Raw genomic sequence first — 24,414 nt, forward strand, 5'->3', positions numbered from 1 at the left:
AATGCGCGTCCCCAGCAGCGGGTTAGACCGCCGGGGTGGCGAGCAGTTGGTCGAACACACCGGCCGCCCGCGCAACGTCGTCGTCATCGCGATGATCGGCCCACGCGGAGCCGGTGTGCGCGTCGGCCAGAACGGTGAGATGGCAGCGGTGCCGCGACAGCATCACGCACAGCCGCGCCGCGTCGATCGAAAACGGGTCCGGGGTCCGCTTGCCGACCATCGGGTGCACAGCGACCACCGCCGCCCTTTCCAGCCCCTGCAGCGCGTTAGCGGTCCCGCAGAGCACCCCGGGGTGATCGGCCAGCATGGCGCGGATCGCAGCCGCCTGGGCCACGTGTGGCACCACTACGGCCACGTCATCGTCGGTGAGCTGCCTGGTGCCGGCACTGGTGGTGAGGGTGCCGCCCGCCAGCAAGTCCCGGACCCGATCGACTGCAGCGACCGCGACCGATGCCGAGGTCGGACCATCGGCGGCGGTGAGCACCCGGTGCGAAAACTCCGGCAACGCCGCCCCGTCCAGCGACACGTGCTCGGCGGGGCGCCGCGAGGTAAACGGCATGTCGGCGTAGAACGCCGACGACACCAGGGCCGTGGTGACCGGCCCAAGCCGCCATGTGTGCCGCAGCGCAATCGTGGTCACCGCATCACCATGCGCAGCCGCCAGGGCGATCGGCGCAGGCAAGTGCGGGCCGGTTGGGCTATCCGCCCACCGAGACACATCCCCGGTGACAACGGGGTCGATCTGCCCCGAATCCCCCACCAGTACAACCTGTCCCGCCGTCATCGCCCCCAGCGCACACAAGTCGGCATAGGTGCATTGGTAGGCCTCATCAACGATCAGGACGTCCGCGGCGAGCCGTTCCGGCTCCGAGGACAGCCACTTGGCGCTGGTCGCCACGCGCACCGCGCCGCCACCGGACGGCCACACCTGGCCGCGGCCACTGATGATCGGGCAGTCCCCGCAGTCGGGGCGCACACCCCCGGCCTTCCACAACAGTCCCACCATCGCGCGGTCGCAACTCTTCGCAAGCCGCCGAGCTATCTCGATGGCCTGTGCCCGGGTCTGTGCCGCGATCCCGATTCGCAAGTCCGCGCTGTCGGCCAGCAGCCCTGACAGTTCCACCGTCAGCCGGGTCTTGCCGCTTCCCGGAGGGGCAGGTACGACGACGGCCGGGTCGCCCGACCAGACCCCCAGCACCACTTCGGCGGTAATCGCGTCCCGCAACAGGGCTCTACCGGGCCGCACCCGAGCCGCCTCCGGCTCACCGCCATCAGCACCGAACGTCACCGTGGGCGCTTCGCTGCCTTCACCCACGGCTATCTGACTGGCAGCGTTAGCCCCACTGCTGTTGCGTGGCTTGAAAATACGCATCTGTTCCCACTGCCCCTTCCCGGGCTCCCACCCCGGCTACAGACCGGGTGTGAAACACACTTCCAGGTTGTTCTACCTGATGTCAGCCACACTACAACCGGCCACCGACAAGTTCCGTCGGCGGCCGATTGCGTGGGCCGCGGCGCCCTGCACAGCGGCGCGAGACCGGTACGGCCAGCGGGATGTTCCGCTAGCCCCCGGCGGAGGCGGGTTCTGTCATGTCGTGCGTCCCGTCAGCAAAGAACCAGCCCTGGTCTGCCGAAGGCTTGGACTCACCCCGGTAGTCGGTGGGTGAGCCGGCCGCAGCCCAACAGGCCTGATGCCAGACCGTCGCATCCTCGATCGCATAGTCATAGTTACCAAGCTGGCCGTAGCCGTCATAGGCACCCTTGAGGATCGACCCGTCACGTTTGATCGCCACACCCAAGTTCATCCATGCGTTGACCGTCTCCGTCGCCATCTGCGACAGCAGCGGATGCCCGCACCCTTCACAATCCGAGCTGAAAAACCCCACCGCACACCCCTATTCATCGATTCGCGCCATTTACCCGTTCACACCTCGCGCCGAGCACAACGCGGCTGCACCGCCCAGAGCTACATCGGTTCGCTGAGGTGCTCGGCCCACTCGTCGGGCGTCACTCCCGACACCAGAAACTCCCGTTCGCTGGCGGTCAGGTGGGGCAGCGCGTCTTGAATCAACTCACCCCCGGCCTTCCACGCCTCCAGCTGTTCGGCCGTGACCGCCAGCTCCAGCGTGCGTTCCACCCCCGTCAAAAGCGATCGCCTCGTCACCTTCACTGCCTAACCCCCTCCCCTTTCGAGGCTAGGGACGCGGCTCGCCGCACCCCGGCTGCGACACCCACCGCCGGCCACTTCGCCCTCGATCGGCACGCCGCAACCACTCGCACCCGACCCCGGCCCCCCGGGTTCGGGAGGGCCAGGGCCGGGTGCGCGTCATTCGGTTTCCGCCGCCGCGATCAGCACGTCCAACGGCACATCACGCCGCGCGCGAGTGGGCGGTTTACCCGAGGCGATCCACGACCCGCCGCCCGTGAGCAAGCGGCGATAGGTGAACAGGGACGACCGCACACGCGAGACGTTGGGCGCCGCAGGCATCAGCGATACCCACCCCCCTACCGGTGGCCGAGAGTCGGCCCGCACCCCGGCGACCGTCAACACCAGCGCCCCTTCGACGGCCTCGGCGGTGATGACCTCACCCACGAACGTCATTGCGCGGCCGTAGCTGTCGATTCCACCCGCCCAGCCACGCACCGCGGTGCCCTCACGCAGCCGAGAATCCATCCGCGAACACTGCACACTGAACCGAGTGCGATCCCCCCAGTCCACAAGCCCACCGGACACATTGCCGGTGTGCACCGCACGGTGCCGCCACAACCGATCTTCCAACAGGATCGACTCAAACAATTCCGCAGCATCACAGCGACGACGCAGCCCAAGGGCGGCCCGCGGCGCACCATCGGGAGCCGTCCAATCCTGCCCCTTGCCGAACGCCTGCCCAGCCGACTCGTAGCTGTAGGCGTCATCTTCGGCCATCACTGCCAAGCCCTCGGCGGGCGTTCCCGCCGTCACGGCCTGCGCCCACCCGGCCAGGCCCGCCACCCCGGCGCCGACCCCGAACACCTTGCGCCAGTATGTCCCCGACCGCTCATCGGTCGGCAGTCCAGCTGTGACGAACCGTTGCCGCGACTGCGCCAGCGCGTCCACCACCGCGCCACTGCCCGGGTAGCCCAGCCGGTCGGCCCACCACCCGATCACCGCCGATGCCTCGGCCACCACCGGATCGCCGTGGCCCGCCAGCTTGCGGGCAACACCGGCCAGCAGTGACACCCCCGCCGCGTCAGCCACCACCACCTGACACGGGGACTCAAGTCCGAACCGCGCACCGGCACCATGCAACGCCGAAAGGATGCTCGCACCGCCGGTCACGGTACGCGCCGAGCTGGTCGCGGTGGCTACCGTCGCGGTCAGCGTGTCACCACCGCGGCGAGCCTCGACAAACACCGCACTTGGCGACAGGGCCACCAGAGCGTCGGCAACCCGCAGGACCGGCCGACCAGAGCGCGCCGCATACAGCCGCTGAGCCAGGTCGTAGAACTCGACGGTCACAAGACCACCTGCCCAGCCCGACGCGCCATATCCCAGCCGTCCTGCAGCGCCGCGGCCGCCGACCCTGACACCGGCAGCTCGCCTTCGACCGCATCGGGGTCCGCATCAGCCACGGTCAAACCCGTGCCGGCCAGCACCCGCTCCGCATACGCGGCCAACCGGCCCACCTCATCACCATCTTGTGCCACCACAATCGCCCCTTCCCGGGCTCACTTCCCGGCTACCGACCGGGACTCCACCTGCTGTCAGGCACTGCCTCGCCCTGACAACACGCACGCTACCGCGACCCACCGACAACCCGTTTGAACACCGACCTGCGGGCCGCATCACCAGGTTGGCAATGCGCGCCGGCGGCCCGCTACGTCAGCGGTTCAGGTCTGCGATCGGCTCCAATTCACCCGGCAAAGCCGTTGCGGCCCTCCCGGTGTCTACGTTGCGAACCTTGTAGACGATCCCTGTCGTGGAGGCCCGATGATGTCGGCGTGCCACGATGCGCACCACCCCGGCGGCATGGCGGTCAGGCCCCTCGGTAACCGGCTCGAAGTGGTATCGCATCGCTGGTCCTCCTTTCTCGCAGACCCACTCTCGGCCCTGCGAACCGGGTGCTGGCCGGGAAGAACCCGCACCCGGCCCGCAGGTCGGAGGTTGGTGGCCGCCACCGGCAGTGGTGGTGTGCCGCTGGCCGGCCACCGGCATGGCGGGGCCGCCGCTTAGGCGGCCGCCGCAGCTTGGGAGGGGATAGTCACCGTGGTGGCGAACTCCGGTACCGCTGTCGCGGCACGCTCGTTGCCGATGATGACGCAGACAAGCTTCGCTGTGCCCGCCGCATCCGGCCACGGGCTGTCGCCATCGGTGAGCACCACCACCACGTGCGGCGCGGGCCGCAACGCTTCTGCAGCGGCGATACCGACCCGCATATCGGTCCCGCCGCCACCGATCAACGCAATGTCCTGAACCCGGCTGATCCGCTGCGGAGCGGCAGCGGCCGCGTCGACCGTCAGGACCGTCACGTGCTCGCGGGCGACCGCCGCCGTCCGCAGCACACCTTGGACTTCCGACAGTGCCGCGGCCAGGTCACCCGCACTCATCGATCCCGACGTGTCCACCACGACCGCGACACGAATCTTCGGGCCGCGCAGCCCCGGGAACAGTACGTCGCGGGAGCGCCGCGACGGACGGGCCATGCTGTAGTCGGTGCGTCCCGCGGCCTGGCCGATGGCGCGGCGGATCGCCACCCGCAGCACCCGGCGCCACGGCACAGCTGGCGGGGTGAGCACCTTGTCAGCCCACCGCTGCACGCCAGCGGGAACACTGCCGCGGCCCTTGCCTTCGGCGTGGTCGCGCACCGCGACGGCGACCTGCTCGCGGATCAGATCGGCCGTGGCAGAATCGATTCCAGCACGCCCACCCATTGCATCTTCGGCAATCAGCTCGCCGGGGTTGGCTTCACAGCCCGAACCCGAGCCGCACCCGAACTCGCCACCGCTATCCGCCGCGCCGTCACCGCCAGCGCCCGCGGACCCGTCCCCACCGGCCTGCGAACCGTTCCCGGCCCCACCGACGGCAGGCTCGTCGTGGTAGTCGTCGGCGATCGCCGCGTAGTAGTCCTCGGCGAACCCTCCCGGCTCACAGCCGAGCACGGCCGGGGTGACCGGGTCGACCGGCAAAACCACCCCGGCGTCGATCAGGTCATCGTTGATTTCGGCGTCGGCAGCGTAGTTCCACGCCAGGTGCGCCAGCGGCTGCGCCAGGACCGCAGCGCGGTCGGCGTGCACCCGCAACAGGTGCCCGACCTCATGTAGCAGCGCCGCGGCGACCTGCTGCACCGACCACGCCCCTTTGCCGATCAGACGAGCCGGGTCCAGGTAGAGACGCCAATTCTTGTCGACCGCGAACGTACCCATTCCTATTGCAGCGACCGGGATTACCGAGAACAGCGCATCCGCGAAGTAGGGCATGGCCTCGAATGCCACCAGATTCGCCGTGTGGTACACGCCGCGCTCATCGGCGCTCAACTCCCGCACCGTCACCTGATTCGTCATAACAATCCCCTTCCCGGGCTCATGCCCCGGCTACCCGCCAGGGCCACATCGACCGAGCCGCTCGGCCCGATACCCCACACACTAACCACCCCCACCGACAAACCCCCGTCCCCAACGGCGGGAGCACCGCCACCGGGGCGGGGTGGGTACCACCACCGCGGCGAGCACCCACCCCACGCAGAACGCCTACGCGGCGTCCTCGCCGGCCATCAGACCGGCAGCGGTCAGGATCGGGACGAAAACCCGTGCAGTTGCCGGGACTTTCGCCCCGTTCGGGCGCACCTTTGCCAGCGACCTGGCCGCAGCGGCAGCCACATCGGCACGACCAGCACCAGCGCAGGCCGACAGCGGCCCCCAGGCACGCCGCCAGGCGTCCTGCGTGCCCGCCGTGGCAGCCAGGGTGGCAACGCCGTTGAGGACCGCCCACAGCCGGTCGGGACGCTCACCCTCCCAGTCCACGATGGCCGGGTCGGCGATCACCGCGGCGGCATCGGGCAGATCGCGGGCCGTCAGCCAGGCCAGGAACTCCCGTCCCGCCTTGGCGCCGATCAGACCGAACACCGCGGACTGCACCGCCGCCGTGTCATCGTTGCGCAGCCGCACCAGGACCCGAGCCAGCATGTCCCAGGTACGGTCGGACGGCCAGGCTCCACCCAACCCGTCGGCCTCACCTTCCGGGCACGCCCGCAGCAGGCCGGGGCGGGACTGCACGAAGGCGGTCACCGCCGCGACGATCGCCGCGGTGTGCACTTCGGTCGGGACAACCGCCCGAGACACCGGGACAGCCGCCCAGCCAGTCAGCATGCCTTCAACCCACTCATCAACGGTGGGTGCGTAGTCCACGTGGCAGAACCGGTTTGCCATCGGCGCAGCCAGCTCGAAACCGCCCGCCGACAGCTCGGGAGGGTTGGCCGCGGCGAACACCCACACATCGGCGGGCAGTCGCAGGTCCTCGCCCACCTGCTTGTCCAGTGCGACCGCCAGCATCGCCGCCTGCGTCGACTCCGGCACGGTCGTCAACTCTTCGAGCAGCAGGATTCCTGCGCCCGCCTCCACCAACCGCTTAGCCCACGCCTTGGGCTCGGTACGCACACCATCGCCTTCGGGCGAAATGAACGGCATACCAACGAAATCGGTGGGATCAGAGTTAGCGCCCGAAACGATCTCGACCGCAACGTCCAATGCCTCGGCCAGTGAACGCACCAGGGCCGACTTACCCATGCCCGGACCCGACCGCAGAAGCAGGGGCACACCAGCCCGACCGCAGGCTTCCATCAACGTCACAGCCGTCGCCTTATCCACCATCACAAAACCCCTTCCCGGGCTCTTGCCCCGGCTACTTACCAGGGCCACTTCACCGAGCCGTTCCGACCCGATGCGCCACACTCTAAGTACACCCACCGACAAGTCACCGATTCATCGCTCTACCTGCACATATCCACCAGTTGAGAGGGCATCGCGCAGACCGCCACCGCACGCCGCTGCTCTGGTCCGCGCCGGCCATCCGGTTCAGGCTGGGCCTGCCCACATATCGACGGCGCCGCCTCCGGCAGCAACAACTTGTCAGACCCCCTCGATACCATTGCCTACATCGGGACGCATTGATCCCGGTACCGATTCGCCCCGGCCCGCAGCCGAGGCATGAGCCCGAGGAAGGGGCATCGCATGGCTACCTACACCGGAGTTGGCCGCACCAACACCTTCGCCGTCAAAGACATTGCGGCACTACAGGAGACGGTCGGCGCAGAGTTCACCGTGATACCCGAGGCCAACGCGCAGGGACCCGGTCGCGTCACCCTTCTGGCCAACGGCGGCGAGAGCGGCGACTGGTCAAGCTACGACTGGGACTCCGAGGATTGTGACCTGCCGATCTTCGTCCCGGACGTGATCGCCGAACATCTCCAAGACGGCGAGGTCGCGGTATTCATCCACGTCGGCAATGAGAAGCTGCGCTACCTCGGCGGTTTCAGTGTCGCGGTGCACTCCGACGGCCGTCAGGTGCGGGTGAATCTCGACGACATCTACGACGCGATCGGCCCCACGTTCGGGGTGCCACCCGAGTCCGTCGACAAAGCCTAGGTGTACTGATCCGGCCGCCGGGCTGGGGTTCCTCTGGCCGGCCCGGCGGCGAAGCCGCCAGCCGGTCGCGGGGCCGGCCGACACGGCCACCGTTATCCGGCTGGCGCCTGGGCCTTCTCGAAGGCCGACGCGTATTCCAGGATCGTGAGCTGATCGTCCTGGCTCCGGGAGTAGTCGCGGCCGGCCACCTGCTCAAAGAGTTGGTAGATGTCGAACGGAATCCCCTCGTCCAGGTCTACGGCTTGGCCCGATAGTTACGTCCCAGGCGCGCGGCCACGGCCTGCCCTTGCGGATCGATGTTGCTCATGTGCCTGTTGCCTCCTGCGTCTCCTACCGTGGCACCGTGGCGGTCAGCACGGCGCTGGCGTCGGTTCCGGGGTCGTAATCCAGGGCTTCGCTGCCGACGTAGAGCGTGTATCTCCCGGCGACGGATCCTGCGATCAGCTCGGCGCCGTAGTCGGCCAGTTCGTTGTTGAGGCGCCGGACCCCGTCGTCGGTGAACGGCGCGGTGCGGGTCACCGTGAGCGTCACTTGGTCAGATCCACAGTGATCGTCTGCGGTCAGCGTGAAGTCACCGCGACTGTATGTGGTGATCGTCATGCAACTGTCCTCTCAGAGCCATCCGTGAGCGTAGCCGGTCTGCGCCATGCGTTCGTAGATGCCCATGAACTCAGGCCCCATCACGTCGGCATCCACCCACGCGAATTCCTCACCGGCGCTGTCCACGTCGATCCGCAGAGCCCCCTTGTCACGTATCTGTGTGTTCATGTCCTCGAACTGGCGACAGAACGTCTCGCGGGTGGAGACACCGGCGGTAGTCACGGCTGCGCTCCGGGTGCCCATTCGTCGCCGTATCGGGCGATATCGGCTTCGATCGCGGCGACGCCATCGCCGCGGGTATCGAACTGCCTGAATCCGCCAAACTGGTTCTCCGCGTAGAAAGATCCGCCTCGTTCGGCAACATGCCAGATGCGCTTCGCGCGTTGCGCTTTCACGCCGCCCTCCGGTACACATCGCCTTCGATGTACTCGATCGCGCTGCCGTCCACCTTGGACACCGCTTTCCACCAGTAGTCGTACTCGATCCTGCTGATCGCCCAGTGGCCGCTGGCACGCACGGCTCCTATCAGCTGGTCGTCGCCACCGGATCCGGCGAAGAAGGCATCGCCCGAGCCGGCCCCCTGGTCGGGACCGGTGCGCACGGCCGAAATCAGCTCGTCGGCTGTTTTCGCTTGCGTCGCCGCGGCGAGCACCTGCTGGATCTCATCCCAGAACCCCATCGGTCTTAAGCCCCCTCCCTTGACACGTCGACCGTTCGGCGGTTGTCCCACCGGGTCCCCGTCGACGCCCTCCCTGTCTTCGGCCCCAGGCGTCGGCCGTCATCGACGCCGCACTCGACGCTCCTCCACGCCGTGGTGCTGCTCAGCACAGTACGCACGGTCGACGCAGTTTCAGCGCCGCGACGTGCACCGCACCCGACTATCGCCGAAAGGTGGTGCAGGCGAGTGTCGTGCAGCAATTTCGCCCAGCGCAGGGCGCTACCGTGCGCTCATGTGGACTGTTCGCTTTATTCCTGAGGCATGGGTCAACGACTGCGCAGTTCGCGTTGATCCGGACGGCGCCGACACCTTCACTATCAGCGATAGCGAGGCCCTGCAGGCGTTGCAGGGTGCATCGCAGCACCGCGACTGGGACCACCTGCAGGATCACGCCAACGCCCCGGAGTGGATCCGGCGTTGGCGCGGCCCGTTCACCATCGAGTTGATCGACGCGGACGGCGAGACCTGGTCGGCACGTCCCGCCCTGTGGCCGGCGCGGGCTAACGAACTGTTGGGAGTTCAGTAGATGTCGCAAACCATTGGATCGATCGCCGCGATGATCCCGCCTCACGAGGCCCAGCTTGCGGTGGCGAAAGTGCTTGCTGCCCTTGGCGGCCAGTTCGATTGGGATTCCGATACAACCGCGAACGTCGCTGATGCGGTCGCTCATATCGGCCAGTATCTCCCCGGTGTTCCTAGCTACTTCAACCAGAACGACGAAGCGGTCACGTTCTGGCAGAACCTCCACTAGGCGCAGGCAGTTCGGCGCACGCTCGCCTGCGAATTTTTGTCGGTGCCAACGCGTACGGTCAGGAGCAACACGAAAGGCACCGGGCATGAAGCGACCGATCACACTAGGCGGCTACCCGGCCAAGCAGTGCCCTCGCCGCACCCACAACCAGTTCTCGCCGACAGCGCCGCCGCGGCCCGCGCCCAGCCCGGAGCTGCAGGCACTGTTCGACGCCGGCATTGCCTTCGAAGCCCTAGTGGTCGATCTACTCCGCGATCAGTTCGCCGGCACCCCCACCGGTCTGCTCGTCTTCGACCCAGACCTGGACTGGGATCAGTGCAAAGCCCTGACCGTCGATGCGATGTGCGCCGGCGTGCCGGTCATCGTCGGTGGCCGACTCCCTGACACCAACGGCCGCGTAGGCGCACCAGACGTCCTCCTCCAGCACGCCGGCGGCTATCTGCCGGTCGACGTCAAACACCACCGCACCATGAAACCTGCCGGGCCAGCGAAATCCGTGACCGTCTCAGCGTTGGCCTCCCCAACCCATCGCTACCAGCACGGCGGATTCAGCAACGCCGCCAGCCACTGGCGCGACGACACGTTGCAGCTCGCGCACTACACGCGCATGCTTCAAGAGCTTGGCCATCACCCGTCCTCGCTCCCCGGCGCCGCCGGCACGGAACTGCTGGTCGGGGGCATCATCGGCACCAGCGACCTGACCGACCTCGTCGCCGCATCCCACGGCATCGTCTGGTACGACCTGGCCACCCCGGTCCAGCCCACCTACTCCGCCTCAGCCCCCGAACATCGCGCCTTGCGCTCCCCGCTGCAACGGTACGACCACGAGTTCGCCTTCCGCCTCAAAGTGGCGGCCGCCGCCCAAGCAGGCGGCGAGATCGTGCGCCCCTATCGAACCGCCGAGTGCGGCAGCTGCGAATGGTTCGACTACTGCAACCAAGTCGCCGGTCCCGCCGACGCATCCTTTGCACTGCACACCGGCCACCTCAACGCACGCCAGTGGCACCACCTTTACCGCGTTTCCGGCACCAACGGACACCTGACGGTCCAACAGCTCGCCGACACCGCTCCCGCCCAACACGCAGAGACGTTCCGTGACCACTCTGTCGGCACCACCACCCCACAGCGCACCCTCGAGAACGCCGTGCGGCGAGCACAGATGACCGTCGCCGGCCTGAACCTACAGCCACGCACCGGCACCTGGCCCGCCCCGCCGGCCGCCGACATCGAAGTTGATTTCGACATCGAGTGGGACACCGACGACCGTATCTACCAGTGGGGGCTGCGCATCCGCGACGGCCACGACGACACCACCGCGCGCTACCAACCGATCATCTCATTCGAGCCGCTCGACGACCAACGAGAAGCCGCCCTGGCTGAGCAGTTCGCCGACACGATCATCACCCTCCGCCGCAGCGCAACTCTCGCCGGCAAATCCGTCACCATCTTCCACTGGAGCCACCCGGAAATCAGCAAGACCGGCAAGTTCCCGCGAGTCGCCGAAGCCCTCGACGGCATCACCGTCGACCTGCTCTCGTGGTTCAACACCGAATTCTTCGCAGTGAAGTCCTCATCCCTGAAAAACGTGGCGCCACTGTTCGGATTCCATTGGGGTGTCGAGGATCCCGGTGGGCGGGCATCGCAGGTCAAGATCGCCCAAGCCCGCGCGGCCGGGCCGATCGCCGACGCCGCACGCAAATGGTGTCTGGACTACAACGAGTCCGACGTGCACGCCCAGGCCGCTATTCGTGACGGCATTCGCCGGCGATCGCCCGCAGGCGCGCACCCGGTCTAGCCAACTGTGGTCTGCGAACCCATCTAGTGGTGCTCCACCGCGTTGGTTATGCGAAACCGCTCGGGCTGTAGGTCGTAGATCGATACGGATATGGCCCCATCTGCCAGAGCATCGGCATCCCGGCGCAGTGGCTTGACGCCCCGCCGGCCGCAGAAGTCGACGTATCTCCGCCAGGTGGCCTCGTCGACGTGGCAGAACGGACAATTCTCTGGGTCGGCGTCTTTCGGGCCGTGGGCGCTGCATTCCTCGAAATACTGCATGCGGCGGGCGAGGGTGGCGACGACCTCTTGCCAGGAACAGCTGTCCTGGCCGGACGCCTTGGCCTGATATACCTGCAACGCAGCTGTGTCCCGGCAGTACGGGCAATCATCGCGCAGCTCAACGTGGTCGGTACAAGTTCTGTCGTGCAGTCTCGCCGCGAGGACCATCGCCAGGCGCTTCCACGTTGTCCGAGCCACCGACATCGTTACGCCTTGCGAGGGCAGGCGTTAACCATGCTCAGAGTCCCCGCAGGGCGGAGCTATCAACCATGTAGTAGGAGATCGTGCCGTCGTCGGTGTCCCAATCGACGCCGATGCGGCTGCCGATGGGCTCTCCGGCGATCACCCCTACCGTGCCAACACGTCCGGTCGCAATTTCCTGAACTGGCTGGTTGATGGTAAAACTCTGGTCCATCGCTGCCTCCGTTGTGGATTGGTACTTCCGGTACTTCCGGTACTTTCGTGACGCTGATGGCTGGGTTGGGAGCCTCAGCAGAACTCGCAGGCAAGGAACGGCACACCGCGCGTCGCCATGTCATAGGTGTAGCCGGTTGCCGTTGCCGACAAAGTGCGGATGTGCGTCTTCACTGTTGGGTCGTCGGCCGGGCGCCTCGTCGCCATTTCAAAGAAGGCGTTGACGTCTTGTACCTCGTGGTACTCCGATACGATCGCCCGCCCTGCGCTGGCAACGAACTCGCGCCACTGGGCAACCGAATCCAGCTGGAGCAGTGGGTGCGCCCGGAACAAGAAGTCCCACCCCGCCGACTTCTTACCGATGTGCAGTCCGGCCGTTTCAGCGCCGGCCAGTTCGGCGATATCAGGTCCAGTGACGTAGTAGTTGGTCCCCATCGTGATGCTCCCGGTGGCTAGGTCGGCGCAGCGCCGAGAGTGCGTAGCAGTTGTTGATAGGCGTCGCCACCGTCTGTTATCTCGAGATTGATGATGGCCCAGACTGTTTCATCGACCGGCGGCGGCTGTCCGGTGTCCATATAGGTGCCGTCACGATAGATGACACGATACGTTTCGCCCATGGTGTCAGCCCTGCCCCAGGCCAGGGGCAGCGAAGCGCCCACGGATCGCGGCGAGGCCCGCGAGGTCACCCATCAACGAACACATCCTTCCCGTGCACCTCGGCCCAGGCCATGACCTGGTCCTGCGGGTCATCGAGTCGCAGGAGCGGGCACCAGCGGACGTTGGTACCGATCACGGCGCCGGTGTCCATATCGATGAGGACTCCGTCGGACCCGTATTCGAGCTTCCTCACGGTACGTACACCTCCACTCCGTTGCGCTCCGCCTCGTCGCTGATCTCCGAGTCCGACTGGTCGACGTCGACGCCCTCGGCCACGTAGCGGACATTCGTGCCGATCACAGTGCCGGTGTCGAGGTCGACGATGACGCCGGCTGATCGGTTGTCGAGCTTCTGCACGAGGTCTCCTTGGCTGCGGGTAGTTCCGCTTCGCGCGGTACATCAACCTTCACCGTACGCAGCAGGAAGGCGGAATCTGCCGCCGCGACGCGCCCAGGCGGCAGATCCCGCGCACTTCAGAAAACCGTGCCGGAAAGCATTCTCAGGCTTCCCAGCAATGCGATCGATCAATCGGCCAATTGCCCTGGTGGGTGCCGTGTCTCCCGCAGCGGTTGGCACGTCGCGGACAGGTTGTTCGACGACTGCCGCGATGAGCGCGCGGCCCGGGGCGGCGGGGGGGATGCCGACTTATCGTTCATCCATCCCCGCCGGCCGCTAGGTGTTCAGATGAGAAACTCGAATGCTGCGGCGACGTCGTCGAGCGTCACGTCCGCCGAGGAGCCTTGTTCGTCAATGCTGGAACGCAGGAGCGCTTGGGCGATGGCCTTGTCAGCGAGGTCATGGGCCTGATCGGCGGTTCCCTGCAGCACAGTTCTGCTTGGTTTCCGGGAGAGTCTGGCGTCGATGACATCTTGGATGGTGAAGCCGAGGGCGGTCCCGGTCATCTCGCCGATGCGCTGCATTGTGATGGCGACGAGGTCCTCGTCTGACAGATAGATAAGCTCGATCGGGGTAGTGCCCTGCCATCGATATGTAATCTCGACTGCCAGACCGCACTTCGCGCGGTTACGGTCCAAATACGCCGGGTCGTAGATGGCGGTCCCACCAATCCGAATGATCTGACTCGGCAATGGTGAGGCATTTCGCGCTGGTTCGATTTCAGCGGCCGGTATCGAGCCCGTGGTTCCTAGCACCCAGGCTTGCGCGAACGCCGTGGCGATCTTCGTTTCCCAGAGCCCTTGCTCGGGAGCAAAGATCCGGACTGTGAGATCGAGTGCAGGTGATTCGCTGCAGCCTGCCCCGACCATGACGTACTGGATCAGCAGGGTGCGTAGCTTTTGCAGCGCGTCACCCTGGCCCACAACGGCGGCGGTGGCTTCGTCGAAGTGACGCACGGCCTGGACGGCTGCCGCCGCGGTATCCGTGGTTGGTACTGGCGGCGTTTGGTGTGCTGCGGCTGCTGCTTCCTCTGAAACGGCCGCGAGGGCCGCGGTGTAGGAACCACCGTTTTCGCTCTGGTGTTTGCGGGCGGCTTCTTTGCGCGCGCTTGGGGTGTTGGACATGTCAGTGACCCTCCTGATCATGGGCGCAGCCGTGTTCCGCACTCACGCCTCGCCCCTGCGGAATCAGGATGGTGGTGGCACTGCCGCGTTGCCCGAGGGACATTCCTCCGTGACGCCGGGATGCGAGTGCGGTTCGCTTTCCCGTCTGGAGTGGCCGCATCGCGGTGAGGCGGCTGCTGTCGATGCTACCCACTCGCATCGTGCTCAACGGACCGCGACACCAGCGCCCTACACCTTCCCCGCGGGTCATGAAGCCATCGCCTCTCGTGCAGTCTCCGCCTGGTAAAGGGCGTCGAGGTACCGGCGGGTGGCGGAGCTCCAGGGGGACCCTGTGGCGGCTGCGAGGACTGCGGCGGCCGCCGGCGGAGCGACGACGTCAGCGAGTTGGTGGAACTGTCGGGTGCGGCTTCCCTGCCACGGGTAGTTCCGCGGGAAACCTTGCAGCAGCCCGGCTTCGGAGGCTGAGAACTGTTCGCCGGTGGACTCGCGGACCCATGATCGGGCTTTTTCGGTGAGACACCAGCCGGTCTTGTCGGCCGAGAACAGGTTGCCGCCGGTGGCACGCCGGTTACCGCGAGTGCGGATTTCCTCGCCGGCGGGCCACCCGAGGACGTCGGCGATGCTGCGCTGAGGCCAGCGAACCAATGGCGGGTAGTGGTCGGCGCCGCACACCGGGCGCCACCGGTTTGCGACCAGAAAGACCCTGTTCCGGCGAACCGGCATTCCCAGGTTGGCCGCGTCAAGAGTGAAGACGTCCACGCCTTCCCACCCTTGGGACAGCAGTTCGGCGGCGATGTCTTCGAACATGAACTCCGCTGTCGGAACTTGTTCGAGAGCAATCCATTCCAGGTCCGGCAGACCAAGGCCGAAACGGATGGTCTGCGCTGCCAGCGCGGTACGCGGGTCTGATGCGGCCCGCAACTCTTCGGCAATGTCGTCCCATGAGCACGTGCATTCATGGCTTCCCGCGTGCGTGATGACATCGAGGATGATCTGCATGTCGTGGGTGCCACTGCGGAGGCCGCCGGTACTGAACGTGGGGCACGGACTCGAGCAGATGTAGCCGGTGATCCCCGGAAAGTCGGCGGGCTCCAGTGTGGTGATGTCGGCAACGATGCGGCGGTGGCCGGCGGCGGTGGCCGCCCTTGCCGCCAGGTGATCGATCTCGACGCCAAGGATGCCGGCCGGATCCATGCCGATGATCGCGGCACCGACGTCCCAGCCACCGGGGCCGGCGAAGGCATCGAGCACCCGCGCCGCCGCTCCGCGGCGACCCTCATGCTCCCGCAGGTTCCGAAGTCTGGTCATCGTGAGCTACGCCCCTTCCCGGGCTCACATCCCGGCTACTGGCCGGAATCAAGGTGGACCCCAAGGGCCCCTGTAGTGGGGAGCGTACCGCCGGCGCAGCCAGCGGGCTCCGAGCGACGCGCTGCGCATGCCACCACCGCGCACTACCCCGGCCCCTACAGTTGAGCGGTGACGACAGCGCCCGACGACTCCCTCGCCGACGCTTTCCCATGCACCGGCAGCGCGCTGCCTCCAGGCGCTGTCGCCGCGTGGCTGGCCGAACACGTCGCCGACGGGCGTCGTGCCGGGCTGGCCGTGATCGGCAGCCACCGCAGCTTCGACAGCGACGCCACCGGGTTGGCGATCGCCACCGCCGCCGGTGAGGGTGGCTACATCGACGCCGCGGCGCTGACCACCGACGCCGACGCCGCGCTGAGCGCCTGGCTTGCCGACTCGACCAAGCCCAAGGCGCTACACGAGGCGAAGCTGGCCATGCACGCTCTGGCCGGGCGCGGATGGACGCTAAACGGTGTCACCTGCGACACCGCCCTGGCCGCCTACCTGGTTCGGCCCGGGCAACGCAGCGTCAGCCTCGACGACCTCGCGGCGCACTACCTACCGGAGCAGCACCACGCGGCCACCACGATCGGACCGACAGACTTCGGCGGCCATGATGCACCGGAAAGACACACCGCGCTGCGTCACGCACAGACCGTGCTGACTCTCGCCGGCGCCCTGGACGCCGAGCTGGCCCGCATCGACTCCGTGGCCCTGCTCGCCGACATCGAACTGCCGTTGCAGCGGGTACTGGCCGATTTGGAGCGCACCGGGATCGCCATCGACCTCGACCGGCTCGACGAGCTGCACGAACAGCTCTGCGCTGCCATCGATACAACCGAGCTCAACGCTTTCACCGCGATCGGTAACCGGCGAATCAATCTCGGCTCACCCAAGCAGCTGCAGGCCGTACTCTTCGACCAGCTCCGCATGCCTAAGACCAAACGCACCAAGACCGGCTACACCACCGACGCCGACGCGCTGCAGACCCTGTTCGACAAGACCGGCCACCCGTTCCTAGACCACCTGCTGACCCACCGCGACGTCACCCGGCTGAAGGTGACCGTCGACGGGCTGCTGAAATCCGTTGCCTCCGATGGCCGTATCCACACCACGCTGAATCAGACCATCGCTGCGACTGGCAGGCTTTCTTCTACCGAACCCAACCTGCAGAACATCCCGATCCGCACCGATGCCGGCCGGCAGATCCGCGACGCCTTCGTGGTCGGTGCCGGCTACACGGAGCTGATGACCGTCGACTACAGCCAGATCGAGATGCGCATCATGGCGCACCTGTCGGGCGATGCGGGCCTGATCGAGGCGTTCAACACCGGCGAGGACCTGCACTCGTTCGTCGGGTCGCGCGCCTTCGGCGTGCCCATCGACGAGGTCACCCCGGATATGCGGCGCCGCGTCAAGGCGATGTCCTACGGCCTGGCCTACGGGTTGAGCGCCTACGGGCTGGCCTCCCAGCTCAAGATCTCCACCGAAGAGGCCAAAGAGCAGATGGACGCCTACTTCGAGCGATTCGGGCGGGTGCGCGACTACCTGCACGAGGTCGTCGAGCAGGCCCGCAAGGACGGCTACACCTCGACCGTGCTGGGCCGGCGGCGCTACCTGCCGGAGCTCGACAGCAGCAACCGCCAGGTCCGGGAATCCGCCGAACGCGCGGCACTCAACGCCCCGATCCAGGGCAGCGCCGCCGACATCATCAAGGTCGCGATGATCAACGTCGACCAGGCGTTGAAGGCCTCCGGGCTGCGGTCGCGGATGCTGCTGCAGGTGCACGACGAACTGCTCTTCGAGGTCGCCGACGGCGAACGCGAACCGTTGGAGGCACTCGTGCGCGACAAGATGGGCAGCGCCCACGAGCTCAGCGTTCCCCTGGAGGTGGCGGTCGGTTACGGGCGCAGTTGGGACGCCGCCGCACACTAGTTGCCGGCGGGCCCATTAGCCGCGCCCAGCCGTGCTGGCCGGCGCGGCGTCAGGCTCGCCCACCCACTAGGCGTTGATGACGAAGGTTCCCAGGCAATCGAGTGCCCGCTTGTCCGAGGGCAGCATGTCGAACGTGTGGTAGCCGTGGGCGTTTCGGGTGGCGGCGATGTCATCAAGCAGATCACTCTTGGACACCGCGGCCCCGCTGGCGAAAGCCGCCAGGACATGGCCGATGGACCCAGGTGATTGCCACCACGACGCGATGGTGACAGCGGTTTCCGGCTCGACCTCACGGCCACCGCCGGCGAATACGCTCTCGACGTCGCGGCGGGCCTGATCTTCACTCACGTGAGAAGCCCGGACTCGAATTGTGTCGCTCATGATCCCCCAAGAACTTGTCGTGGCTGTTGCGACCGGTTGCCTGATCGGAGTGGGCGCTGACCTCCGAGCGCGTCGGCGATAGTTTCGAAACGCCCGAGACCCCTATGCGGGGTAGATGCACAGGGCGTAGGCGGCGTAGGGCTCGAGGAATACGCCCAGCTCCTCGGCTCGCTGCCTGATGCTGGTGTCGTAGGCCGCCTCGATGGCCCAGGAGTCGGGCCCACCTTCCAGCAGCACCGACGGCGTCGGCCGGCCAGGCCAGTCCCAGTCCATCACCAACTCAGGACCTAGCGCACGCCTGGCGGCCTCCGGACCGGTCGGGACCGGTACCCCCGGTTCGTCGCCCCACCCACGATCACCCAGCCATGCTGCGACCGCAGCCAGAACTGCCTCGGCTTGCCCCTTTCTCACTGCCCCCATTGCTCCCCCAGTTTCGAACGCTCCCAATCAATCGGTCAGCTGCGCCAGCCGGTCATCCTGGTCAGCTCGATCCAGTGTTGCTCGCCACGCCCGCCCATTTCGGTCTGCGACACGTCGAAGTCGGCACTACCGCAACCGCATCCACTGCCCTCCCGACAACCGACACACCGCCCACCAGTGGCGCGCCCGCGTTCACCTCAGCCGACCCGACGCCGCGACTACACAGCGCGACTACGCCCCCATGCGGGCTGGATGCTGCACGACACCCGATTTCCCTCAGTGCCCGGGAAACAGGCGTGCGGCAGCCGCGTCCGCAACCGCCATCGCCGCGGCCAGACCCGCATCGCCATCCACCGACCCGTAGTCGAGCTTCCTGCCGCAGGATCCATCGCTGACCTGCCACTGGTACTCGAGCGGCGCGTCTTCGTCGTCCCACTGTTCAAAGTCGACGTACACCCTGATTCGGTCCAAGCCTTCCAACTTGCGCACATACGATCGCCGAAATCCATAGCCCCCGTTCGGCTCCCACGTACCCACGAGACCTCCCCTTTTGTCGTCACTCCCCCTGGCGCACCGTGCGCCCGGATGGTACGCACGGTGCCTGACACCCGCGGCCCGTGTTCTACGCGGTCCCGGACCGCCAGCTCGCTGGCCCTACTGCGTCGGGCCGCCGACCGGGACAACCGGCTCGCCGGTGTCGAGGTCATAGGCCCGCGTGATTGCTGACGGCGGAACAGCTTCGTTATCTGGGGTCAGATTCTGATGTTCACTGTTGTTCCCGCTGAGGCGAGTTGGCCTGGCTTGGCGTGATGGGTAACAGGCTGGGCTGCCGGTGTTTCCGGTTAGGGGTTGGTTGGTGCGGTCTGGCTGGCGCGATGGTTCGGGAGCCCGTCGCTTCGTCGCCGCCATCATGGCGGGCTGCCGTCGGTGACGGGTGCGGTGACTTGTTGGGGGTGGGTGCGGGTGTTGGTTCTTAATGGCGGGTGGCTAGTTGTGGTGGTGTGGAGTGGCTGGTGGTTGTTGGGCGGTGGGTGGCTCGTTGGGGCCACCAGCTGGCTTCGCGTAGGAGTGTGGCGATGGCGGGGACAGTGAGGGTGCGCACGAGGAAGGTGTCGAGTAGGAGTCCGCAGCCGATGATGAGGCCGGCTTGGATCATGATGGCCACTGAGCCGACCATGAGGCCGAACATGCTGGCGGCGAAGATGAGGCCGGCTGAGGTGATGACGGAGCCGGTGTTGGCGACGGTGCGCAGTACGCCGACGCGGATGTTGTGTCCTGATTCTTCGCGTAGTCGTGAGACGAGCAGCATGTTGTAGTCGGCGCCGACTGCGACCAGGATGATGAACGCGAGTAGTGGTACTGGCCAGGCGATTTCGTGTCCGAGTCCCCATTGGAAGATGAGGACGCCGATGCCCAGTGAGGCCAGGTAGTTGAGCACGACGGTGCCGAGCAGGTAGAGCGGGGCGAGCAGGGCGCGCAGTAGTAGGACGAGGATGAGTCCGACGATGAGCAGTGTGGCGAGGGCGAGTTGGGTGAAGTCGGCTCGCAGCAGTCGTTGGATGTCGGAGTTGACGGCGGGGAACCCGGCAACGGAGACGGTGGCTTGGTGCAGTGAGGTGTTGGGGCGTGCGGCGTTGGCGACGTCGGTGATTTCGTGTGCGAGGCGGGTTGCTTCGGCGCTGTAGGGGTCGTGGCTGGTTTCGATGGCAAAGCGTGCTGTTTTTCCGTCTGGGGAGAGGAATTGTTTTGCCATATCGGTGAATTGGCGGTTTTGGAAGGTGTTGGCGGGCAGGTAGAAGCCGCTGGAGGAGTCCGAGTTGGCGGTGGCGCGGGCGGCGTTTTGGAGTTGGGTGGCGATCTGGCTCATCCCGGACAGCATTTCGATGTTGCTGTCGGCCAGTGCGTGGACGCCGGTGGCCAGTGCTTGGGCGCCTGAGGCGAGTTGGCTGATGCCGTCTTGGAGGCGTCGGATGTTGCCGGCGAGGTCGGCGGGGTCTCCGAGGGTTGCGAAGGCTTTGTCGAGGGAGGTGACCGCGGTGTGGACGGTGGCCAGGGTTCCGGCGACGGTGGCGTTGGTGTCGGGGTTGTAGCGATCGCCGAGTTCGGCGATCTGGGTGAACAATCCGCTGTCGCGCAAGCTCACCAGTGTCTGGACTTGGTCGCGGATCTGGGCGCATTGGGGTGTGGTGGCACACCACGGGGAGGTGTTGAGGGCGCCGGTGAGGGGGTCGAGGACGGCGATGGCGTGTTGGGCTTGTTCGGCCAGGGGTCGCAGCCCGGGACCGGATTGGATGGCGCGGTCGACGGCGGGGGCGGTGGCCGAAAGTTGTTGCAGCAGGGGCCGGAACTGTTGAATCTGGGTGCCGGCGGACTGGGCTTGGGTGAGTGTCGCGGTGAGGGGGGTCAGGGCGGTGCGCAGGGTGGTGTCGAGTTGGGCCAGGCCGCCGGCGAGTTGGTCGGCGCCGGCGGTGAGCTTGGTGAGGTCGTCTTTTCTGGCGTTGCCGTCGGCGACGGCGCCGGCCATCTTGTCGCCGATCTGGCCGTTCTGCCAGGAGAGTTGGGCTTGTTCGAGGCGGGCTCCGGTGGGGCGGGTGACGCCGGACACTGTGGTGACGCCGGGGATCTGGGAGACGCGGGAGGCCATTTCGTCGAGGTCGGCGAGCCCTTTTGCGGTGCGCATGTCGGTGGGGTTTTCCACGACGAGGAATTCGGTGATGACGATGTCTTTGGGGAAGTGGCGGTCGAGGAGTTGGTAGCCCTGGTTGCTGGCGGTGGTGGCGGGCTGGCCTTTGCGGTCGTCGTAGCTGATCTTCATCGTGGTGGTGGCCGCGGCCAGGGTCAGCAGGATGACCAGGCTGGCGATCAGCAGGGGCACGGGTCGGCGGACCACCGCGACCGCGACGCGGTTCCAGTAGCGGCGGGTGCGGTCGGGTTTGGGGTCGCCGATGCCGCGTCGGGCGGCCAGCGCCAGCACCGGTGGCAGCTGCGTTACGGTGGCCAGGAATCCGAACATGACGGCCACCGCGCAGGCCGGGCCGAGGGCGGCGAACACGCTCAGTTGAGCGAACACCATGGCCAGGAAGGCGAAGGCGACGGTGGCCGCCGAGGCCAGGATGACCCGGCCGATGCTGGCGGTGGCGTGCACGATGGCCTGTTCGGGCGGCACCTGTGCGCGGCGCTGTTCGTGGTAGCGGCTGATCAGAAACACCGTGTAGTCGGTGCCGGCTCCCAGCAGGATCGCGGTCATGAACGCCACGGTGAATTGCGAGACCGGCATTCCCAGCTGGCCCAGGGCCGAGAGCACACCGCGCCCGACGACCAGGCTCACCGCGATCACCAGCAGTGGCAGCAGCGCGGTGAACACCGAGCGGTACACGATGAGCAGGATCACCGCGATCAGGCCGGCGGTGGCGATCGAAATCAGCACCAGGTCGTGTTCGGCGGCCGCGATCTGGTCGCTGAACGTGGCGGGCGGGCCGGTGACGTACGCGGTGGTTGACGTGCCGGCGAACACGTCGGCGGCGATGTCGCGCACCGCTTGCACGGATTCGGCGGCGGCGGGATCGCCCAGGGTGCCGGCCACCCCGACCGGCAGAAACCAGGCCTTGCGGTCGGTGCTGACCGCCTGCGTCGCGGTGATCGGGTCGGCCAGCAGGTCCTGAACCAGCAAGACGTGGGCGGTGTCGCCGCGTAGCCGCGCCACCAGGTCCTCGTAGCGCTCCCGCGTCGCGGGGGTCAGCCCGGCGGGGTCTTCCATCGCGACGAACACCATGGTCTTGGAACCTTGTTCGCCGAACGCCGCGCTCATCCGGTCCACTGTCTGAAACGACGGCACATCATGGGGGAGCAGCTCCGCCGATTGCTGGCGCACCACGGTTTCCAATTGGGGAAACAGCAGTGCCAGCATCACCGCGACGCCGAGCCAGGCTCCGATCACCAGCGTCTTGTGCCTCACCGTGAACCTCGCCAGCGCCGCCAGCCGCGCGCTGTACTCGCTGGAATCCGCCGGTTCGGCCGCACGGCGGTATCGCCGCCGAGCATTCATCGCGGTGCCCGAACCATCCGGATCGCTGTCGGTCACTACACCCTCCACCCAAGAAAAGGAACTATCAGTATCGCTACGCTACTAGCAGTACCACCGTGGTTCGCGCTGCGCGTCCGCCTGGGCCGCGCTGCGCGTCCGCCGGGGCCGCGCGGCGCGTATGGGGGCCGCTAGTGACCTGCGCCGACGCCGGCGTCGGTGTCGTCGGCGTCGGGGGATGTCGTGGCGGACCACCCGGACCCGGCCACGCGGCAGGCAGGCCATGTATCCGTGGCGTTTGCCGTAGAGCTCCCAGGCGGTGGCGTGCGCGTCGGCCTCGACATCGATGCGGTGCCCGCGGGAAAAACCCAGGTGCAACGCGCCGTCATCGCCGTATCGGGCGTGCGTGCACACCGCGCCGGCCAGGTCGAGCAGCGGGCGTTCGTGCACCGCGACCCGGTTGGGGTCGATGAGCACTTGTTCGGCCGGAAAGTCCCCGACGGGCGGCAGCGTCAGCCGCAGGGGACGCGAAATCACCAGCTCGCTGTAGCCATCGAGGTCCAACACCAACCCGTCGCGCAGCGACACGCGTTGCACGACGCAGTCTTCGATCCATTGGGTGAACATGGCGCCTCCTTCGACACGTCTTTGGGTCGCATCTGAAGGGTACGGTAAGTATCGCTGCGATACTATTAGTATCGTTAACTGTTGGGGGTGAGGGAGGCCAGGCGATCCACGATGCGCCGGCTGGCCCGATCGATGCGGTCACGGGTCTGGGCCGCCGAGGCCCGCCGGCCGATGAAGGCGGTCAGGTTCGCCAGCCAGATGTCGGCGAGGAGCTCGGCGACCGGCTGATCGAGCGGCCCGGGCGTGTCGCCGCCCAGGGTGTGGGCGAGCAGGCGCTCGATGACCGCGGAGGCCTCGTCGAGGGCGGCGGCCGCGGTGCTGTCGGCAGCGACGAATGCCCGTGTCATGGCCTCGGTGAGAGGGATGTCGCGCTGCCAGCGGTCGTGCAGATACCCGGTCAGCCGATCCAGGCGCTGCTGAGGTGTCGTGCCGGTGGCGGCCCAGTCCTGGGCGGCCTGCAGCCGCCCGAATTCTCGGGCCAGCGCCGAGACCAGCAGGTGGGTCTTGGACGGGAAGTAGCGGTAGAGCGTGCCGACCGCGATACCGGCCCGCTCGGCTACCGTGCGCATCCGCACCGCCTCATACCCGCCCGCGGCGGCCACCGCCAGCGCCGCATCCAGAATCGCCTCTCGGTGACGCGTCGGCGTGCGCGGACGCGGCGACGCGGTCGGGTGTGGCGGCGCGGTCGGGTGTGGTGCCACCGGCGGCGACTCCGACGGGGATTGTTGGCTTTTGGGTTGGGCGCCGGTGTCGGTCGCGGTCACGGTGCCGGGTCGTGCGGATCGGCGTGGGCCCGGTTGGTGCGGGTGAACCGTTCCAGCACGCCATCGAAGGCCGCCAGATCACCGTGGGCGGCGAAGTGCTCGGTGCTCACCACGACGAACACCGCGCTCGCGGTGAACCGGGTGACGCCGTCGGTGCCGGTGCCTGTCGCGCGGACATGCAGGGCGCGGCCGTTGCGCTCGGTGATGTGCGCGGTGATCCGGTGCGGTTGGTGCAGTGGCACCGGCAGCAGATACTCGACGGTCAGACTGCGCGTCACCGCCGGGGTGCCGGCGATCCACAACGTGAAGCCCAGCACGTCATCGCAGGCGGCCGCCACCGCGCCGCCGTGCGCCAATCCCGGCGCCCCGATGTGGCGTTCGTCGAAGGTCGCATCGGCATACACCTGCTCGCCGCAGCGGTACACCACCAGCTGCAGGCCGTGGGGGTTGTCCGGGCCGCAGCCCATACAGTGCGGGGTGTGGGCGGGCAACCGTTCCGCGGGTGACCCCACCCCACGGTCACCGTCGGGTACCTCATCCCGACACGGCACGTGTTCGGACACCCGATACCTCCAGTACGACCAGTT

29 protein-coding genes and 2 pseudogenes are annotated in these 24,414 nt (G+C 67.1%); 5 read left to right on the top strand and 26 right to left on the bottom strand.

The window, feature by feature from the left end:
* Positions 1 to 22: 22 nt before the first annotated feature.
* From DQP56_RS00005 to DQP56_RS00030, 7 genes are all read right to left on the bottom strand, one after another.
* Positions 23 to 1,315, bottom strand: a complete 1,293-nt coding sequence (locus DQP56_RS00005; RefSeq protein WP_234812353.1) for an AAA family ATPase — start codon at positions 1,313 to 1,315, stop codon at positions 23 to 25.
* A gap of 247 nt (positions 1,316 to 1,562) precedes the next feature.
* Positions 1,563 to 1,886: a hypothetical protein gene (locus DQP56_RS00010; protein WP_085266412.1), complete on the bottom strand. Its 324-nt coding sequence runs from the start codon at positions 1,884 to 1,886 to the stop codon at positions 1,563 to 1,565.
* 80 nt (positions 1,887 to 1,966) lie between these two features.
* Positions 1,967 to 2,164: a hypothetical protein gene (locus tag DQP56_RS24315; protein ID WP_133056013.1), complete on the bottom strand. Its 198-nt coding sequence runs from the start codon at positions 2,162 to 2,164 to the stop codon at positions 1,967 to 1,969.
* 162 nt (positions 2,165 to 2,326) lie between these two features.
* Positions 2,327 to 3,499 carry a hypothetical protein gene (locus DQP56_RS00015; RefSeq protein ID WP_085266411.1) on the bottom strand — a complete coding sequence of 391 codons (1,173 nt, stop codon included), beginning with the start codon at positions 3,497 to 3,499 and terminating at the stop codon, positions 2,327 to 2,329.
* Complete coding sequence (locus DQP56_RS00020; protein ID WP_133056012.1) at positions 3,496 to 3,687, bottom strand: hypothetical protein; 192 nt, start codon at positions 3,685 to 3,687, stop codon at positions 3,496 to 3,498. The genes DQP56_RS00015 and DQP56_RS00020 overlap by 4 nt, the downstream gene beginning before the upstream one ends.
* 522 nt (positions 3,688 to 4,209) lie before the next feature.
* The gene (locus tag DQP56_RS00025) at positions 4,210 to 5,541 is read right to left on the bottom strand and encodes a vWA domain-containing protein (protein WP_085266409.1); all 1,332 of its coding nucleotides are present in this window, start codon (positions 5,539 to 5,541) and stop codon (positions 4,210 to 4,212) included.
* 186 nt (positions 5,542 to 5,727) lie between these two features.
* Complete coding sequence (locus DQP56_RS00030; RefSeq protein ID WP_085266408.1) at positions 5,728 to 6,846, bottom strand: AAA family ATPase; 1,119 nt, start codon at positions 6,844 to 6,846, stop codon at positions 5,728 to 5,730.
* 360 nt (positions 6,847 to 7,206) lie between these two features.
* Between DQP56_RS00030 and DQP56_RS00035 the strand changes: the two genes are divergently transcribed.
* Positions 7,207 to 7,620, top strand: coding sequence for a hypothetical protein (locus DQP56_RS00035; RefSeq protein WP_085266407.1), 414 nt, complete (start codon positions 7,207 to 7,209; stop codon positions 7,618 to 7,620).
* Positions 7,621 to 7,950: 330 nt separating this feature from the next.
* Here DQP56_RS00035 and DQP56_RS00040 read toward each other — a convergent pair whose 3' ends face one another.
* Genes DQP56_RS00040 through DQP56_RS00050 form a run of 4 tightly spaced genes read right to left on the bottom strand, consistent with a single transcriptional unit; the run spans position 7,951 to position 8,899 of the window.
* Positions 7,951 to 8,220: a hypothetical protein gene (locus DQP56_RS00040; protein ID WP_085266406.1), complete on the bottom strand. Its 270-nt coding sequence runs from the start codon at positions 8,218 to 8,220 to the stop codon at positions 7,951 to 7,953.
* Positions 8,221 to 8,232: 12 nt separating this feature from the next.
* Positions 8,233 to 8,442 (bottom strand): hypothetical protein, encoded by a 210-nt coding sequence (locus DQP56_RS00045; RefSeq protein WP_133056011.1) that lies wholly within the window; start codon positions 8,440 to 8,442, stop codon positions 8,233 to 8,235.
* Positions 8,439 to 8,615 carry a hypothetical protein gene (locus tag DQP56_RS24505; protein WP_165759274.1) on the bottom strand — a complete coding sequence of 59 codons (177 nt, stop codon included), beginning with the start codon at positions 8,613 to 8,615 and terminating at the stop codon, positions 8,439 to 8,441. The genes DQP56_RS00045 and DQP56_RS24505 overlap by 4 nt, the downstream gene beginning before the upstream one ends.
* Positions 8,612 to 8,899: a hypothetical protein gene (locus DQP56_RS00050; protein WP_085266404.1), complete on the bottom strand. Its 288-nt coding sequence runs from the start codon at positions 8,897 to 8,899 to the stop codon at positions 8,612 to 8,614. The genes DQP56_RS24505 and DQP56_RS00050 overlap by 4 nt, the downstream gene beginning before the upstream one ends.
* A 271-nt stretch (positions 8,900 to 9,170) precedes the next feature.
* Between DQP56_RS00050 and DQP56_RS00055 the strand changes: the two genes are divergently transcribed.
* The 3 genes from DQP56_RS00055 (at position 9,171) to DQP56_RS00065 (ending at position 11,484) form a co-directional block, all read left to right on the top strand.
* Positions 9,171 to 9,464 carry a hypothetical protein gene (locus DQP56_RS00055; RefSeq protein ID WP_085266403.1) on the top strand — a complete coding sequence of 98 codons (294 nt, stop codon included), beginning with the start codon at positions 9,171 to 9,173 and terminating at the stop codon, positions 9,462 to 9,464.
* Positions 9,465 to 9,689: a hypothetical protein gene (locus DQP56_RS00060; RefSeq protein ID WP_085266402.1), complete on the top strand. Its 225-nt coding sequence runs from the start codon at positions 9,465 to 9,467 to the stop codon at positions 9,687 to 9,689.
* A gap of 85 nt (positions 9,690 to 9,774) precedes the next feature.
* Complete coding sequence (locus DQP56_RS00065; protein ID WP_085266401.1) at positions 9,775 to 11,484, top strand: ribonuclease H-like domain-containing protein; 1,710 nt, start codon at positions 9,775 to 9,777, stop codon at positions 11,482 to 11,484.
* A gap of 23 nt (positions 11,485 to 11,507) precedes the next feature.
* Here the strand turns inward: DQP56_RS00065 and DQP56_RS00070 are convergent, their stop codons facing one another.
* From DQP56_RS00070 to DQP56_RS00090, 8 genes are all read right to left on the bottom strand, one after another.
* Positions 11,508 to 11,948, bottom strand: a complete 441-nt coding sequence (locus DQP56_RS00070; RefSeq protein ID WP_085266400.1) for a hypothetical protein — start codon at positions 11,946 to 11,948, stop codon at positions 11,508 to 11,510.
* Positions 11,949 to 11,982: 34 nt separating this feature from the next.
* Positions 11,983 to 12,159 carry a hypothetical protein gene (locus tag DQP56_RS24510; RefSeq protein WP_165824842.1) on the bottom strand — a complete coding sequence of 59 codons (177 nt, stop codon included), beginning with the start codon at positions 12,157 to 12,159 and terminating at the stop codon, positions 11,983 to 11,985.
* 74 nt (positions 12,160 to 12,233) lie between these two features.
* Positions 12,234 to 12,593, bottom strand: a complete 360-nt coding sequence (locus DQP56_RS00075; protein WP_085266374.1) for a hypothetical protein — start codon at positions 12,591 to 12,593, stop codon at positions 12,234 to 12,236.
* 17 nt (positions 12,594 to 12,610) lie between these two features.
* The gene (locus DQP56_RS24515; RefSeq protein WP_165759272.1) at positions 12,611 to 12,775 is read right to left on the bottom strand and encodes a hypothetical protein; all 165 of its coding nucleotides are present in this window, start codon (positions 12,773 to 12,775) and stop codon (positions 12,611 to 12,613) included.
* A 65-nt stretch (positions 12,776 to 12,840) separates the two neighbouring features.
* Complete coding sequence (locus DQP56_RS24520) at positions 12,841 to 13,008, bottom strand: hypothetical protein (protein WP_165759271.1); 168 nt, start codon at positions 13,006 to 13,008, stop codon at positions 12,841 to 12,843.
* Positions 13,005 to 13,172: a hypothetical protein gene (locus tag DQP56_RS24525; protein ID WP_165759270.1), complete on the bottom strand. Its 168-nt coding sequence runs from the start codon at positions 13,170 to 13,172 to the stop codon at positions 13,005 to 13,007. The genes DQP56_RS24520 and DQP56_RS24525 overlap by 4 nt, the downstream gene beginning before the upstream one ends.
* 323 nt (positions 13,173 to 13,495) lie before the next feature.
* A complete protein-coding gene (locus tag DQP56_RS00085; RefSeq protein WP_133056010.1) occupies positions 13,496 to 14,335 on the bottom strand; it encodes a hypothetical protein in 840 nt (279 codons plus the stop codon).
* A gap of 246 nt (positions 14,336 to 14,581) precedes the next feature.
* Positions 14,582 to 15,643, bottom strand: a complete 1,062-nt coding sequence (locus tag DQP56_RS00090) for a DNA cytosine methyltransferase (protein ID WP_112683145.1) — start codon at positions 15,641 to 15,643, stop codon at positions 14,582 to 14,584.
* A 222-nt stretch (positions 15,644 to 15,865) separates the two neighbouring features.
* On the opposite strand from DQP56_RS00090, the pseudogene polA reads away from it, so the two are divergent.
* Positions 15,866 to 17,614: pseudogene (polA, locus tag DQP56_RS00095) on the top strand (DNA polymerase I); the annotation flags it as partial.
* 66 nt (positions 17,615 to 17,680) lie between these two features.
* On the opposite strand, the gene DQP56_RS00100 reads toward polA, so the two are convergent.
* The 7 genes and pseudogenes from DQP56_RS00100 to DQP56_RS00125 all read right to left on the bottom strand — a co-directional run bounded on the left by DQP56_RS00100 (position 17,681) and on the right by DQP56_RS00125 (position 24,294).
* Positions 17,681 to 17,962 carry a hypothetical protein gene (locus DQP56_RS00100; RefSeq protein ID WP_085266371.1) on the bottom strand — a complete coding sequence of 94 codons (282 nt, stop codon included), beginning with the start codon at positions 17,960 to 17,962 and terminating at the stop codon, positions 17,681 to 17,683.
* A gap of 135 nt (positions 17,963 to 18,097) precedes the next feature.
* Positions 18,098 to 18,406, bottom strand: a complete 309-nt coding sequence (locus tag DQP56_RS24320; RefSeq protein ID WP_133056009.1) for a hypothetical protein — start codon at positions 18,404 to 18,406, stop codon at positions 18,098 to 18,100.
* Between the two features lie 285 nt (positions 18,407 to 18,691).
* Positions 18,692 to 18,904: a hypothetical protein gene (locus DQP56_RS00105; RefSeq protein WP_085266370.1), complete on the bottom strand. Its 213-nt coding sequence runs from the start codon at positions 18,902 to 18,904 to the stop codon at positions 18,692 to 18,694.
* Positions 18,905 to 19,388: 484 nt separating this feature from the next.
* Positions 19,389 to 22,460 (bottom strand): MMPL/RND family transporter, encoded by a 3,072-nt coding sequence (locus DQP56_RS00110; RefSeq protein WP_112683173.1) that lies wholly within the window; start codon positions 22,458 to 22,460, stop codon positions 19,389 to 19,391.
* 210 nt (positions 22,461 to 22,670) lie between these two features.
* Positions 22,671 to 23,063, bottom strand: a pseudogene (locus tag DQP56_RS00115) (DUF6188 family protein); the annotation flags it as partial.
* Positions 23,064 to 23,137: 74 nt separating this feature from the next.
* The gene (locus DQP56_RS00120) at positions 23,138 to 23,827 is read right to left on the bottom strand and encodes a TetR/AcrR family transcriptional regulator (RefSeq protein ID WP_073909329.1); all 690 of its coding nucleotides are present in this window, start codon (positions 23,825 to 23,827) and stop codon (positions 23,138 to 23,140) included.
* The gene (locus tag DQP56_RS00125) at positions 23,824 to 24,294 is read right to left on the bottom strand and encodes a PaaI family thioesterase (protein WP_112683146.1); all 471 of its coding nucleotides are present in this window, start codon (positions 24,292 to 24,294) and stop codon (positions 23,824 to 23,826) included. Before DQP56_RS00125 ends, DQP56_RS00120 begins: the two co-directional genes overlap by 4 nt.
* Positions 24,295 to 24,414: the final 120 nt, after the last annotated feature.

Origin of the sequence: Mycolicibacter senuensis, from assembly GCF_003284925.1 — a bacterium.
Lineage (GTDB): Bacteria > Actinomycetota > Actinomycetes > Mycobacteriales > Mycobacteriaceae > Mycobacterium > Mycobacterium algericum_A.